This is a genomic window from Desmonostoc vinosum, assembly GCF_059505385.1.
The window spans coordinates 1-15,272 of sequence record NZ_JCACKM010000161.1 but is presented as its reverse complement, the minus strand read 5'-3'; the positions used below and the strand labels follow the sequence as shown (position 1 = coordinate 15,272).

Genomic DNA, 15,272 nt, shown 5'->3' with positions numbered 1-15,272 from the left:
GTCTAATTTTAAGTATTTTGTCTGTTTGTTAAGAAAGATCCGGGTAATGGATAGCAATTTGGGAGAGGGACTTTGAAATTGCTCCTCTTCTCCCAAGTGTGGGAGAAGAGGTTGGGAAATGAGGGCTATTGTTGCATTCATCAACTAAATCACTATTTACATCAACTAAATCACTATTTACATCAACTAAATCACTATTTACATCAACTAAATTACTATTTACATCAACTAAATTACTATTTACATCAACTAAATTACTATTTTTGCGGCAAATACTGAGTTTATTGTTTTATTTAAAACAATTTTGTGAGGCTATTACTGAACTGAGATGTTGCTTTGGTGAGGCAAGCTAGCTCTAGAGGACAATAAAAGGAAGATACTTATGCCCTATAAAAGGCGAACATACCGCGTTCTAGAAAAAGTTGAATTGAGAGTTGCTGGACTCAAAGCAATTGATCCCCATATGGATTTTGGAGATACTTGCAACTTGCAAAATTTAATACAACTAATTGAGCGATACCGTAGCAAAATAGATGCTCATAATACCGCTTTAGCTGTGATTGATTCTTTTAAAGCTGAGATGAATGAATTGCAACAAACTTTAGCTGAACTAAGTGAGAAAATGCTCATTGGAGTTGCTTTCAAATACGGCAAAGACAGCCGTGAGTATGAAATGGCGGGTGCTGTTCGCAAAAGCGATCGCATCCGTAAAATCAGGGCAGCTCGTTCCAAGACAGTTACAGAAGAAACATCTGATGAAAAAGTGCAAACTACATAGTAAGCTGCTACGTTTTTAGATTAGACCTAAGTTTGTTGACTGTTAACTGTCAGCGGTTAACAGTCAAAAGTCAACACTCAAGGCTGTGCAGCTTATTTGTCTGGCTATTTAGACTTAGCTTCTAAGTTTTCTAAACGGCTTCTTAGTTCCTGGTTTTGTTGTTTGAGTTCGTCGAGTTCCTCGCGCAACTGACGCAAGGTTTTGTCTGCACCAATATTCTTTTGCACTGTGGAAATCTGTTCTTCAGCAGAACGGCGCACGCGTCCATCTGGAGTTTGATCGGCAAGCGATCGCAAAATCCTGATCGCCTTGGGGGTTTCCATTTGTCCTAATGCTGAGGCCACAGCTATTTGGGTTAAGAAAAAGGTTTCTTTTGCTAGTTCTGCTAGTCGTTCTAAAATTCTTTCCAAATTCACCGGGTTTTGACCTACAGAAATCTTGCCTAAAGCACGAATTGCTGCTAATCGTAGCTGTTGTGGTGTACCGAGTTTGGTATATTCTGTTAACAAATTTAAGGCTGCTTCTGAGGTTTTAAGTTCAGCTAAACCAGCGATCGCACCACTGCGGACTACTTCATTCCAACCCGCTTTTTCTTCTAAAGTGGATTTTAGCAGCTTTAAGACTTTGTCATCTTTGGGTTTTTCGTCCAAATTAGTAGCTGCGATCGCACCAATTACCCGATTTGCTGCTGCTTCTACATAGTAGCTAGGATCACCTTTTTGCACCAAATCTTTTACTAACTTATAGCTTTCATTGGTTTTGATTTGAGCTAGCGTTTCTACTACATTTCTTCGTACATAAGCATTTTTGTCTTTCAACCCAGAGATTAACCCATCAAAGGTTTGATCTAATTTGATTTCTGCTAGTTGTTTCGCTACCTCAACCCGCACGCCCCAGAATTGATCATTTTTCAGCGCCGCAGATAATGCTTTTATTGCTTCTAAGCCACCTTTTTTCGCTAAAGCTTCTGCTGCATAGATACGAGAAATAGGGTTGGGATCAAATTCTAATTGAGCTTTCAACTCTGGGATTGGATACTCCAAAGCTACTGTTTTCAAGTAATGATTCCCAACATCAAAGCTGATATATTGAGGTTTGTTTTCCAAAGGAAAATAAAAGCTTTGTTCGCGTTCATTTACCCGTACTGTGAAAGTGATGAGTTTCACAGGTTCTTCTGGTTGAGTATAGCCAAAACCAATGGGGATTTTCAGATCAAATAAATTTTTGCTGCCATTTTTGTCTGCGGCAACTTGGGTTTGAGTCACCGTCACTTTCGCCAATTTGGCATCTCCATCCCAAGTGTAAGCCACTTTAAAATCGGGATGACCGCCGCGATAAACGTATTGGTCAAAGAGGAATAGAAGATTTCTACCAGTTGCCTTTTCAATTGCTCGCAGTAAGTCTACAGTTTCGACAGTTTTATGAGCATTATCCTGCACAAATGTTTGGATTGCTTGCCAAAACAATTCGTCTTTTAGTTCTGCGCGAATCATGTGATAAACACAAGACCCTTTTTCGTAGATATGGCGATCGTATAATTCAATAGCTTCTCGATAAACGTGCGTCACCATTGGGCGACGGTAGCGGCTACTATCTTCACTCAAGTAACGACGAGCTTCTAATAAACGATAATAAGCGGCTTCTTGAGCATTGTACTCGTGTTCTGTCCACATGACTTCTGAGTAAGAAGCCATCCCTTCCTTAATCCAAGCATGAGACCAATGCTTGATCACCACCAAATCCCCAAACCACTGGTGTGCAAGTTCGTGGACAACTAAACTTTCGGTGTTGCGATTATCTAAAGCAGCGCGTTCATCCAGTAAACATCTGTCTGTTAGCAGGGTTGTGGAAGTATTTTCCATCCCGCCAAAGATAAAGTCATCGACGCACACCTGAGCATATTTCGGGAAAGCATAGGGATAGCCATACTTTTCACTCAAAAATTCGATCATGCGAGGAGTTTTACTCATGCTGCGTTTGGCGTCTTCCTCGCGTCCTTTTTCGACGTAGTAAGTCACTGGTTTACCTTGCCATTCATCTTGAATTTCGGCAAAGTCACCTACTGCCAAAGTCATCAAGTAGGTGGGATGAACTTGCTGCTGTGACCAGTGGTAAATTTTATACTCGCCCTTCTCTTCAGTGTTAATCAGTTCACCGTTGGAAATAGCAATTAGAGGTTTGGGGACACGAACACGAATTTCTGAGGTAGACAGTTGTCCTGGGTAGTCAAAGCAGGGAAACCAGAAGCGAGAGTCCTCGTCTTCTCCTTGAGTCCAAACTTGAGTAGGTTTGTTGGGGTAGTGTTTGTTTGGTTGAATAAAGTATATGCCGCGTTGCGGTTTTTCTACCGAGTAAGCGATCGCAATCAACAAGCGCTTACCAAGGGGCGCTGGTTCCGACAGTTTGATCGAAAGCTGTTCGCCATTGTAGTCAAAATTTTGCAATACCTCGTCTACCTGTACAGATTGGATATTCAGGTTGACAGCATCCAAAGTCAAACGATCAATGCCATTGCGGATTGGTAACAGGCTAATGCTACAAATACCTTGATAGCTTTGGTTAGGTATATCCAAGCTGAGGTCTAGAAAAATATGCTCTACCTGTCCTGGGCGATCGGGGTTATAGTGTGGTTTGGCCCCCGGTAATTCAAAAGGCTTGTGTCCGTTATTCCCTGTATCAAAATAAAACTGCGACATTGATGCTTACTGACCTTTTAATCCTGGAAAGTCTGGCTAGATGTATTAAAAGAAAATAGCGCTATCTGGTTAATTTTCCAAAGGGGGAAAACTCCCCTTGCTTATGGAAAAATTTTAATCAATCTCTTACATCTACTTCTTGTGATGTCATCTGATGTTCTACACTATTTTGTCATCAGGTCAAAAGTCTCTTGGCCTCGATAGATGTCCATTAAGTAGAAATACTCCTAAGAATGCTTATAACTTAGGATAACTTGCCGCTGTTGAGTGGACTATTTTTTTTGAAATGAATAACGTCAAAATTGCCGATTTGCTGCTCATTTTACTGAAGTTTTTTGAGGTAATTGTGTATTATTAGTTTGGAATAATACTATTTTTGTCAGTAAATACCGAATAAACTAATTGAGGTTGCGGATAAATCCGAAAACTCTACAATGACGTTTGTATCAACTTCAATAACAATTTGACCAAAAGAGGATAATAACAATGTCTGAAAGTAAATCAAAGTTTTTAATTCCTGCTATTGGTGCTGCTGTAGTTGCCGCAGGCACAGTGGGAGTTGCATATTATGTGTTTGTCAAAGGGCCATCAGGAGACAGCTCAGGCGCTCTGAGTAGCGCTAAAGTAGTGCCTTCAACGGCTTTGCTTGCAACTTATATTACTACTGATCCTCAAGCTTGGGCAAAGTTAGAGCAGTTTGGCACTCCCGAAGCACAAAAGTTGCTCGCCAAAGGTCTGCAAGACTTTAATCAAGATTTATTGAAAGACAGTAACATTTCTTATGAAAAAGACTTAAAACCCTGGGTAGGGGGTGTGATGGTTGCTGTTTTGCCACCAAATTCAACTAAACCAGCACAACAAAGAGATTCTACAAGTCCTAACACGCCAGTGGCACAGCAGGAACCAAATATTTTGATGGTAGTAGGCATTAAAGATAAACTCAGTGCCTTAAATTTCGCCAATAAACTCAAAGAGCAAAAAGGAGTTCAGATCAAAGAATCTGACTATAAGGGTCAAAAAATCACAGAAGCTATTGAAAAGGGTAAACCAACATATAGCGTAGTATTAAATAATACTCATATAGTGTTTGCTCCCGAAAAGCGAGCAGTAGAACAAGCAATTGATACGTTTAAAGGAGAGCCTTCTTTTGCCAGTAAAGAGGGTGCGAGTAATATTTTTGGTAAAGGCGTGGATGTGAAAAACACGCTGGTGCAAATTTATGTACCTGACTATGCAGGCATGATTGAAAAATTAATAGCCACAAGTTCCCAAGCAACACAGTTACCACCACAAACCCTAGCGCAATTAAAGCAGGTGAAATCAATGGTAGCGGGGATTGGTGTTGATGATGCGGGAGTGCGGATGAAAGCGATCGCCAATTTAGATCCACAACTGAGCAAATTCCAATATCAAACGACTCCCGCCAAAATCGTTGGACAGTTCCCCATTGATACCTTCGCTTTAGTAAATGGCAATGGCATTAGCCGTGGCTGGCAGATGCTGCTAGAACAATCGAAAGATTATCCAGAGTTTAAGCAAGTAGTTGAACAAGCCCGCACCCAACTAAAAACAACAGCCAATCTTGACTTAGATAAAGAGATTTTTGGGTGGATGGATGGAGAATTTGCCTTAGGTGCGATTCCATCGAATCAAGGTGTGTTAAAGAGTGTTGGTTTTGGGGGAGCTTTTGTATTTGATACTAGCGATCGCAAAACTGCCGAATCTACCTTGACGAAGTTGGATAACCTAGCAAAAACACAACAAGTCAGTATTAGCCAAAAGAATCTCAGCGGTAAAAACATCACAGAATGGCAAATTCCGCAACAAGGAGCTTTGTTAGCCCATGGTTGGCTAGATCAAGATACAGTATTTGTTGCTATTGGTGGCCCTGTAGCTGATGCGATCGCAGATCGTAAAAATCAATCTTTAGAAAATAGTGAGAGCTTTAAGGCTGTGACTGGTTCTTTGCAAAAACCTAATGGCGGTTATTTCTATTTAGATATGGATAAAACCGTTTCTTTAATCAATAGTATTGCTGGAGCAAGTCAACCAATCCCAGCAGAAGCAAATGCTATCTTAAGTTCTATTCGTGGTATCGGAGTTACTGCTAACAGCCGCGATAAATCAACCAGTGAATTAGAGATGCTGTTAGCTCTCAAACCAAAAACTGCCAAGTAAGGGGATTGGGGATTGGGGACTGGGGACTGGGGACTGGGGAAGACGCGGGGACGCGGGGACGCGGGGACGCGGAGAATAATCAATGACAATTCCCCATTACCCTTAACAAGTTCCGTGGGTTTAAGTCTCCCGGTTCTATAACCGACAAGTTTTGTGTTGGGGTCTGTCTTATACCAATTCGTAAACCTAACTGTTACGAGATTCTATTGTCTGGGTTAGTCTATCGAGCGCATCAGTTAATCTTTCTTGGGCTACAAGATTAGCATCTACTGGTGGCGGTTCAGCAACTTCTTCTTGTCTCTTGAATCTTTGTAAGGCTCGAATTGCCACAAATAGAATTAAAGCAATGATGATAAAGTCCACTATCGAGCCGATAAACTGACCAATCTTAATACCTGGGCCGACGGTGATTGTTCTCCAGTCTCCGCCTACACCAACTAAGGGGTTGATCAATGGCATAATTATATCTTCTACAAAAGATGTAATAATTTTGCTAAAGGCAGCACCGATGATCACTGCGATCGCCAGGTCTAGTACATTGCCTTTGAGGGCAAATTCCTGAAAATCTCTTAAAAAACCGCTTGCTCTTCTTCTTGCTCTTACCATAATTGGTTATGGAAAAGTTTGTTGTAATCTTTTTATAAATGAGACCAAGCTTGTTTCCATCTCTGCTGAGATAGATTTTGCTTAGTACAGAGATTTTACCAGTCTTGGGTAAATATCTTTAAATAGAGATAAATATGTCTGGAAAATAGGAAATAGGTAAGAGGGTAAGAGAAATTTTTATGTCATTGTTGTGCGATTGATTACGCAGTTGATCACGGCTACTTTTATCAAGCTTTCATGACATTAGTGATCAACAGCGAAGAAAACAAGCAAACTCTCAAGCAGCAATTCATCTTCTTCTGGACTGAGTTGCAGTAAGTATGTCATAAGTAGAAAAGGCTGTTGAACGCAAACTAATTTATGACTGCTGCTGTAAACACTGCTCCTGGATTAGCTTCTCGCTTGGTAAATGGAATTCTGGCAATCAAGCCTTTGGCTGATATCGCTAAGCACCAAGCTCGTCAAATGATGATTAAACGCGCGCAAAGAATTGGTGTACCTTGGACACAAGAGGTAGAGAAATTACAAGCTCGTGATTGGGCAACTGATCTAGCCCAAGTCCAAAACCTACAAATTTCCTATCCAGAATATTATTTACGACCGTTCCATGCCTACGAAGATGGAGATCTCAGCTGGCAAGCAGCTTTTGAGCTAGAAGTTGCAGCTTGTGCTGTCCACGCCGGGATTTGGCCAGATGCGGGAGCGCAAGGAGATGCTAGACTACGCCAAAGTTACCACGATATTCTCAAGACGAAAATTCCGAATCAACCGCAAGACGTTTTAGACTTAGCATGTGGTGTGGGTTTGAGTACTTTCGCTCTCCAAGAAATTTATCCCCAAGCCAAAATTACTGGCTTAGATTTATCTCCCTATTTCTTAGCTGTAGCTCATTACCGCGCTCAACAGCGTCAGGCTAAAATCAACTGGCTTCATGCTGATGCCGAATCTACTGGGCTACCGGATGCCTCATTTGATTTAGTCTCAATTTTTCTGATGTGCCATGAATTGCCACAGTCATCAACCCAAAAGATTTTTGCAGAGATGCGGCGCGTGCTGCGTCCAGGTGGCTATCTAGCGATTATGGACATGAATCCCCAGTCGGAAGTTTATCAGAAAATGCCTCCATACATCTTGACGCTGCTCAAAAGCACTGAGCCATATTTGGATGAATATTTTTCTTTAGACATTGAGCAAGCGATAGTTCAGGCGGGTTTCCAAACTCCTACCATTACTAAGAACACCCATCGGCACCGTACAATCATTGCTCAGGTGAGTGGCTGATTTATTTCTAGTACTGTGGGCAGTCATCCCGCCATTGCTGCTTTTGGCTTACTACAATTGTCGTGTTTATTCTGCCCCGTCTCTATTGTGGTTGCTGTTGTTTTTGATCTCTGGGGCAGTATCGGGTTTTTTAGCTCTTAGCCTAGAATGGGTTTTTGAAACCGTAGCCAACCAGATTGTCGAGTGGCGGCAAGTTCAGCGATCGCTTTTTGGCGTAGCTTCACGACAGCTTGTAGAGATCGGCCCAATTGAAGAAACCTGTAAGTTGATAGCAGTTATTGCCCCAACTTGCTATCTACAACGTAGGTATAGATTACGTCCAAGTAGTATTTTTCTCTTCACTATAGCCGTTGCTCTTGGATTCACTGCCCAAGAAAACTGGGTTTATCTGTTTCATGGCACAGCATCGATTCTGGATCGTAGTATTGGTACGCCAATCCACGCCATGTTTTCTGCCCCTTGGGGATATGCCCTAGCAATAAATATTTCCTCTACCACGCGATTACATCAAAACAGTCAATCACGCAAAAATTCTGCAACCACCCATATACAAAGTTCCTTACCCCACTCCCTACTCCCCACTCCCTACTCCCTGATTAATTCTGTAGTTTGTCATGCCCTCGTAAATACTCTATCTAGTACCGGGCGTTACTCACCACCTCTACAATTGCTGAGTTACGGTTTATTTCCCTTCTTGGTGTGGATGTTTTGGCGGTTAGAGCAGTTACTGCGAAAAGTACAAGGTAAGGCCACAATTACTTTAATTTCAGGTTATACACCCCAACATCGTTATTGGCAGCGTGGTTTAGTGCTGTTTGCCCTCATGCTGGGTGGAAATGCTATTTTTGGGTTATTTCTCCTAGCCAGGATTCTTAGTCCCTTGAGTTTGCCGCAGCTTTTTGATCCTGATACTCTGCGGTTTTTGTTTAACAATTTGTTGCTAAATTTTACATTTGGAATTTTGGCGTGGGTTATTTACTTCTATTTGTGGCATTCTGCACGCCGTCAGTATATTCAAGGTTAAAAATGTATTCAGAGACGCTATTCGCGTCTCTACAAATTTACACCCGTGCTAAAACTGGTTGGTTATCTACTGCATTCACAGCGTTAGCTTCTGAATCTGTACAGTAAATTTCACAGGAATTATTGGGACTTTCGATCAGTTTAACTTTGTGAAGCTTGGCTCCTAACTTTTGAATAGGCGATCGCAGCAAATTACTAATGTAAAGGGCGATATTCTCAGCAGTAGGCACAACTTCCGCAAAGTAAGGAATGTCTTTGTTTAAAAAGGTGTGATCGAATGGTTCGATTACATAATTTTCTATCACCTGATTCAAAGCACCTAAATCGACAATCATGCCGGTGCGTGAATCAATCTCTCCTTTAACGGTGACTTCTAAATGGTAGTTGTGTCCGTGTCCATGGGGACGGGCACACTTACCATAAATCTCTGAATTCTCTTCGTTACTCAGATGAGGATGAGCTAACCGATGGGCGGCGCTAAAGTGAGTACTGATGCTAAGATAAGCTTCCATTCCATTTCCCATATAATCAGCCCAAAGTTCGGGGTGTTCAAATAACTGCACGCGGACTAGAGGCAAATGAGGTGCTAACCTTTGCCAAATAACTCTTGCAATATTCTCAGTGGTAGGTAGAGTTTGTTGAAATTCTAGCCATACATCGTTGAGATAAGAGAAATCTAATTGATTAGTAACTTCTTGCTTGATGACGTGTTTTACATCGGACAAATTCAGTACCATGCCGTATTCATCTAATTCACCGACAAGGGAGATAAATAAGACATAGTTATGCCCGTGTCCGGGAAATTTAGAGCAAAGGCCAAATTTCTCAATATTCTCGGCTTCACTTAGTTCTGGCAACCAATAGCGATGACTTGCCGAAAACTGGGCACGGCGATTTACAATGCATTGCATGAGTATAATGGGAGCAAAATTTAAAATTTCTTAAACTTTTACTACTTCTAGCATAGACTAATTTCAGTCGCTTCGCGGAGTCAACAGTTCAAAGAACTTAACATTAACTATTAATTACGAATTACGAATTACGAATTATTTAACTCTTGACAACTAATTAACAGATGCTTGTGCTTCGCAATGTAATCTTGTAGCGATGCGGAATAGTTCTTGACCTGTATGCAAATAGCGCTCATCGTAATTCAAAGGGAAGTAAGCTAACTCTTCTAGTCCATCTCCCACTTGACTGAGGCTGTAGTAAAGGTGAGCTGCTGCTCTTGCTAAACTAGGGGGATTTGGTAGAGAGCGAAAAGTTATCTGTGCTTGTTTAAGATCATCTCGACACGCTTGGAGATATTCTTGAAATTCTTCTAAGAGGTCGTCATCAAAGGGATCTGCGGCTAATTGCTCCATTTGTTCCTCTAAGGAATAGAGAATGGTACAAAGTAGACGATTGACTGGTTGATAGACTAGACGCAGCCATTCTTCGACTTGTTCATCAGCATCTCGCCCTGTTTTCCGTGTAGCTTGGTATTGTTTTTGCGTCGATGCTGTACGCGTGTAGCGATCGCTATTGAATTTTTGAGCCTGATTGCGTAGCTTTTGGTCATAATTAAGACGATTTTGAGTGTCACCCAGAACCTCATACGCGGCATTAATTTGGATAATTTGCTCTTTATCTGCTGTTTTTTGATTGCTATCAGGGTGAAATAACTTAACCAAGCGACGATAAGCTTGCTTAATCTCCGCTTGGCTGGCAGTTGGGCTGACTTTGAGAGTTTCGTAATGATTAGAATCGACCATTCATCTAATTTATCGTTAGCTGACGCTAGCGGCTACCTTTGTCTCTAAATCTTGAAACAACGGTGTACTCAAATATCTCTCGCCAAAACTGGGTTGAATCATCACAATTAAGCGTCCTGCATTTTCTGGACGTTGGGCAACACGAATGGCAGCACATAAAGCAGCTCCGCTAGAAATGCCAGATAATAACCCTTCTTCTTTTGCCAAACGCTGACCGTAGGCGATCGCTTCTTCATCGGTTACAGTAATCACTTCATCAATCAACTCCATCTTTAGCACTTGAGGGACGAAACCAGGGCCAATTCCTTGAATTTTGTGCGCTCCTGGTCGTCCTCCCGATAAAACTGGGCTATTGGCTGGTTCAACAGCGATCGCCCGAAAGCTGGGTTTGCGTGCTTTAATGACTTCTGCAACACCAGTGATTGTACCACCTGTTCCCACTCCTGCCACAATTATATCTACTTCACCATCAGTATCTTCCCAGATTTCCTCTGCTGTAGTTTCTCGATGCACCTTCGCATTGGCTGGATTCCGAAACTGTTGCAACATATAGGCGTGCGGCGTAGTATTAACTATTTCCTGTGCCCGCCGAATTGCTCCACTCATCCCTTCGATTCCCGGCGTTAATTCTAGTTCAGCTCCATAAGCGCGTAACATTGCCCGTCGTTCCCCACTCATGGTGTCGGGCATTGTCAAAACCAATCGATAACCCTTAGCTGCGGCCGCCATTGCTAGGGCAATTCCAGTATTTCCAGAGGTAGGTTCTACCAAAATTGTCTTTTGAGGAGTGATTAACCCTTCTGCCTCGGCGTCATTAATCATGCTCACCCCAATTCGGTCTTTAACTGATGCAGATGGATTCATGCTTTCCATTTTCACTACAATCTGAGCTACACAACTTTCTGCTTGGGGAATATGATTCAACTGTACTAGAGGTGTACGACCAACGATTTCTGTAATGTTACGAGCTATTCGCATAATTTTGTCCTGAGTTATTTATGTATTTGAATTATATGTAGTACATAATGTCCAACTGTCTGAGGGCATCTCGTTTCTCACGCAGATCCTGGAGTGTATACTTTTGTAAAACAGTGTTTGCTACGTGACATGCTTCTTGCCATATTTCTTCTAGCAAGGAGCTGTCTAAATTTTTGGGATCAATGTCTTCTTGATATGTCTGGACATCTAACCCTTCCAAGCATTCCACAATTTCAAAGAGGTTAATTTTTCTGGGTTCTCGTGACAAGAAGTAGCCACCTTTTGACCCACGTTGGCTTTTAACTATACCCCCACGTCGCAAAGTTGCTAGTAGTTGTTCTAGATAGCGATCGGGTATGTCCTGTTGGGCAGCAATTTGTCGGATTTGCATCGGCTCGCCGCTTTCGTAATGCGTAGCCATCTCCAGTAGGGCAAGAATTGCATATTCAGATTTACACGATAGTTCCACAAGCCACAATGAAGAATGAAGGATAAAGGATAAAGGATCAAAATTTTTCATCCTTCACCCTTTCTTAGTATACTCCGGTTAATCACTGGGGTTTATTGATTACTGCCAACAAAAATAAACTCCCCGCCTCATGGCGGGGAGTAACAGAGTTCAAAATTATAGATAGATTCAGATTCTCAGTATTTTAGAAGGTGAAGGTAGTTCTCAGAGTACCAATGATTGCGTCATCAGTATCGCTGTTCTGTCCAGGAGAGGTCAGATATATCACACCAGGGGTAATTGAGATATTATCTGATACGCGATATTTGTAGAAACCTTCAAACTGATATGGTACGTCTCCACCACCGAAACCTGGGCGATTAAGAGCGTAGGGTTGGGCACCTGCAAAAATTCCCAATACGTTACCTTTCTTACCGAAGTCAGGTAAGGCTACCCCAACGCCGTAGCTCCAAACTTCGGCATCATCATTAGCACCAAAACCTGTAACATCGGTGTAGGATACGAAACCGCTGATTGACAGTTTATCGCTGGGTCTGAATGCAGCCGAGACACCGTAGGAATTACTAGAAGATGCGTTAGTTAAAGCGTTGGCTTGTTGAGTACCTACTACAGGTAGACCATCATTTCTGATCCCGCCTGCATCAAATAAAGAACTGCCTGCTCCACTGTAACCGTGAACATACGTAGCAGCTAGAGCAATGCGATCGCCAACTGCAAAGTTCAACTGACCTAAAGCCGCATAATTGCCGTTGAATAAACCTGCGCCCACACCAGGGTTGTTAGCTTCTGATGCTAAGTAACCTACGGTAATTGAGCTAGGTTTGAAAATACTACCACCTTGACCTAGTGGTAAGTTAAGTGCTATGCCTGCACCGCCACCAATCCGATAAATGGGACTTTCAGAGGCAAAGGAAGACAACGCACCATTACCACCATCGGTTTTGTCGAAGAAGTAAGGATTGTTAACAGCAGCGTAATGACTGTGTTGTCCACCAGCAGCAGCTAGGTAAACTTGAGCTGGGCCGATTGGAACTTCATAGGTCAAGCGATCTATTTCGACGCTGTTGTTACCAGTGCTACCGATTTGGAATGTTTGAGTACCTTCAGCAGTAGTTAGCTGATTACCAGCATTATCTTGAAATGCGAAGCCTAAAGCATTACCAGCTGCCAAGCGAGTGTGTAAAACGTCTCTACCTGTAAAGCTAGTTTGCAAGTCTAAACGAACTCTGTCTTGGAAAACAGTGTTGTTGGAATCGCCACTGCCATCGCCAAAAACATCCGTTACAGCAAAAATTGCTTCACCAACTAGTTTTGTGGTGGTTGAGAACTGATTTGCCTCCAACTCGGCGGTACGCGCTTCTAGAGTATCTACGCGACCCCGGAGAGTTGCCAGTTCTGCAGAAAATTCTTCTTGCAACCTTTGTAAGGTAGCTAAATCTTGTTTTGTTACCAAATCAGCTGTTGCTGTGGCGATTAATTCGTTCACCCGATCCAAACAGGCGTTTAAACCAGCAGCAAATTCATAACGGGTTAATGCGCGATTACCGCGATACGTGCTGTTGGGATAACCAGCAATACAACCATAGCGCTCAACTAAGGACTGCAACGCTTGGAACGCCCAGTCTGTTGGTTGAACATCGGAAAATTGAGATACCGATGTTACTTGAGACTGGGAGTTGTTTTGGTTGCCTTCGTTGCTGTAGCGGTTAATTTGGTCTAGGGTTGCTTGAGCAAATATTTCTGGCTGCTGGGTGGGGTCTGTTACCCCTGGTTTTGCTGATGATACTTCTGCGGTGGTATTTGGAGCTGCAATTGCTGTTGCTGAAACTAACAAAGTTGCTCCCAAAACTGCTGGACTAACCACCAGGGATCTCCATAAGAGATTAGACATATTTACCTTTTCTCCTCACACCTTGTATAGATAGATCGTGTTCGCCGCACTTAAAATTCTTAAAAATGCGATGTCTGGTTAAAACCTGTGGATGAGGCATCGTTGCCGATACTACAATTTTAGTTTTTGCAAGGCTAATAACTGATTAACTTATCGTTAAAGTTATATGGAATTAACTTATGCAAAAACACAGCCTCATAGCTTATGATTATAAAACCTCTGATTCATATCGCAAGACCGAAGCGATCGCCTCAACAACTGTCACACGTATTTACCTAAAATACTCTTGTCATGAGTAGGGTTTAGGGTATTGATTCATTCCCACTTACAGCTAAAATGCTGAAAGCTTCAATACTCAGCACTTTGGGGAACCCTTAGAAATAAATATCCAATTTTACCGAATCAAAAGGACTTTCATCTTTTCCTACCCCCTGCCCTAAAAGCGATGGGATATTTATTTGGAAATCCCTGACTGGGAGCAGTCATTTAACTAATTTGAGAAATCACTCCTGCTAAATCAAAGTCATTCTGCGTTAACCCACCTGCATCATGTGTTGTGAGAGTAATCTTGACTTTGTTATAAGAAATCTCTAAGTCTGGATGATGTCCTGCTGATTCAGCAGGCTCAACCAATTTATTTACAAATTCAATTGCTGCGATAAAATCTTTAAATTTACGGGTGGTCTGTAACTTAGACCCTTCAACGCTCCAACCAGAGAGAAGGCTTGTCTGTTGTTGAATTTCTGTGTCAGTTAGTAGTTGTGCCATATCAAAAACCCATCTATAGCCTTTGTCACATCTGAAAAGCAGAAGAAAAACAAACCTTAATTTCTTGATCCTAAACTTTGCTGATTCCGGTCTTACACCTTTATTATGTGTGGCTCTAGTCAGAAATAAAACATATAAGCTCTATTAATAGATAAGTGATTACTCACTTTCACATTAGTCAATATTAATGAAATATACTTTTCTTTTTTTAGTAAAACTTTTCAGTTATTTACATTAACTCTAGACCAATACAGTAAAAATGCAGCAATGCCGCATCTTTACTATTCAATAATTTTCACTAAAAATCTTTAACCCCAGCGTATTGAACTTATAGATAGAGATAAGATAAAAGCTACCCATAAAAAACTATCCGCTCTGATTTAGATCGGATGATCTAAGTCAGAGCGGTCTAGCGGGTCTTCAGGTTGCAACCAGACTGCCGGAAGGATCTTCTAGCTTAGCCTAGCTACTTGAGCTAACTTAGTCTCTCAAAATGACTAAGACTAACTTTTAAAGAACAGCCCCGGCACACAGCCGGCTAACTGCAACCTGATGACCCATGCATTTACTACTTTCAATCATGGGCATCACCTCCTTGTTGCCTATGCGGCTTTATTCTCAAAAAGGCAGAGCTTATTGCTCTGAGCTTGTAACCTTGAATCAATATAACACATAAATTTAGAGATTTTAACTATAGTTATAGAAAACCCCCGCTTTTTGGCGGGGGTTTGTTGAATATTAAAACGATGAAAGAAAGCTCAGTGGGATAAATTCATCGTTCAAAATTTGTGATTCTTAGAGAGCGTTACCACGTGGTAGTACCTCTTCAGGGAATACAAATTGTTCGTGA

Annotated in this window: 12 protein-coding genes; 4 read left to right on the top strand and 8 right to left on the bottom strand. The window is 41.8% G+C overall.

What is annotated here, in order from left to right:
* Positions 1–382: 382 nt before the first annotated feature.
* Positions 383–778, top strand: a complete 396-nt coding sequence (locus AC5JMF_RS22070; protein ID WP_495797854.1) for a hypothetical protein — start codon at positions 383–385, stop codon at positions 776–778.
* Positions 779–882: 104 nt separating this feature from the next.
* Here AC5JMF_RS22070 and AC5JMF_RS22065 read toward each other — a convergent pair whose 3' ends face one another.
* Positions 883–3,474 (bottom strand): M1 family aminopeptidase, encoded by a 2,592-nt coding sequence (locus tag AC5JMF_RS22065; RefSeq protein WP_495797853.1) that lies wholly within the window; start codon positions 3,472–3,474, stop codon positions 883–885.
* A gap of 486 nt (positions 3,475–3,960) precedes the next feature.
* Between AC5JMF_RS22065 and AC5JMF_RS22060 the strand changes: the two genes are divergently transcribed.
* Positions 3,961–5,652: a DUF3352 domain-containing protein gene (locus AC5JMF_RS22060; protein WP_495797852.1), complete on the top strand. Its 1,692-nt coding sequence runs from the start codon at positions 3,961–3,963 to the stop codon at positions 5,650–5,652.
* Positions 5,653–5,838: 186 nt separating this feature from the next.
* Here the strand turns inward: AC5JMF_RS22060 and mscL are convergent, their stop codons facing one another.
* Positions 5,839–6,258 carry a large conductance mechanosensitive channel protein MscL gene (mscL, locus tag AC5JMF_RS22055; protein ID WP_495797851.1) on the bottom strand — a complete coding sequence of 140 codons (420 nt, stop codon included), beginning with the start codon at positions 6,256–6,258 and terminating at the stop codon, positions 5,839–5,841.
* 360 nt (positions 6,259–6,618) lie between these two features.
* Between mscL and AC5JMF_RS22050 the strand changes: the two genes are divergently transcribed.
* Positions 6,619–7,539, top strand: a complete 921-nt coding sequence (locus AC5JMF_RS22050; protein ID WP_495797850.1) for a class I SAM-dependent methyltransferase — start codon at positions 6,619–6,621, stop codon at positions 7,537–7,539.
* Positions 7,532–8,563: a PrsW family glutamic-type intramembrane protease gene (locus tag AC5JMF_RS22045; protein WP_495797849.1), complete on the top strand. Its 1,032-nt coding sequence runs from the start codon at positions 7,532–7,534 to the stop codon at positions 8,561–8,563. The genes AC5JMF_RS22050 and AC5JMF_RS22045 overlap by 8 nt, the downstream gene beginning before the upstream one ends.
* Before the next feature lie 37 nt (positions 8,564–8,600).
* On the opposite strand, the gene AC5JMF_RS22040 is transcribed toward AC5JMF_RS22045, so the two are convergent.
* The 6 genes from AC5JMF_RS22040 to AC5JMF_RS22015 form a co-directional block, all read right to left on the bottom strand.
* Positions 8,601–9,473: a 6-carboxytetrahydropterin synthase gene (locus AC5JMF_RS22040; RefSeq protein WP_495797848.1), complete on the bottom strand. Its 873-nt coding sequence runs from the start codon at positions 9,471–9,473 to the stop codon at positions 8,601–8,603.
* 153 nt (positions 9,474–9,626) lie between these two features.
* The gene (locus AC5JMF_RS22035) at positions 9,627–10,316 is read right to left on the bottom strand and encodes a J domain-containing protein (protein ID WP_495797847.1); all 690 of its coding nucleotides are present in this window, start codon (positions 10,314–10,316) and stop codon (positions 9,627–9,629) included.
* Positions 10,317–10,331: 15 nt separating this feature from the next.
* The gene (gene cysK, locus AC5JMF_RS22030) at positions 10,332–11,294 is read right to left on the bottom strand and encodes a cysteine synthase A (protein WP_495797846.1); all 963 of its coding nucleotides are present in this window, start codon (positions 11,292–11,294) and stop codon (positions 10,332–10,334) included.
* A gap of 31 nt (positions 11,295–11,325) precedes the next feature.
* Positions 11,326–11,763: an RrF2 family transcriptional regulator gene (locus AC5JMF_RS22025; protein ID WP_495797855.1), complete on the bottom strand. Its 438-nt coding sequence runs from the start codon at positions 11,761–11,763 to the stop codon at positions 11,326–11,328.
* 184 nt (positions 11,764–11,947) lie between these two features.
* Positions 11,948–13,654, bottom strand: coding sequence for an iron uptake porin (locus AC5JMF_RS22020; RefSeq protein WP_495797845.1), 1,707 nt, complete (start codon positions 13,652–13,654; stop codon positions 11,948–11,950).
* A 486-nt stretch (positions 13,655–14,140) separates the two neighbouring features.
* The gene (locus AC5JMF_RS22015) at positions 14,141–14,422 is read right to left on the bottom strand and encodes a 4a-hydroxytetrahydrobiopterin dehydratase (RefSeq protein WP_495797844.1); all 282 of its coding nucleotides are present in this window, start codon (positions 14,420–14,422) and stop codon (positions 14,141–14,143) included.
* Positions 14,423–15,272 lie beyond the last annotated feature (850 nt).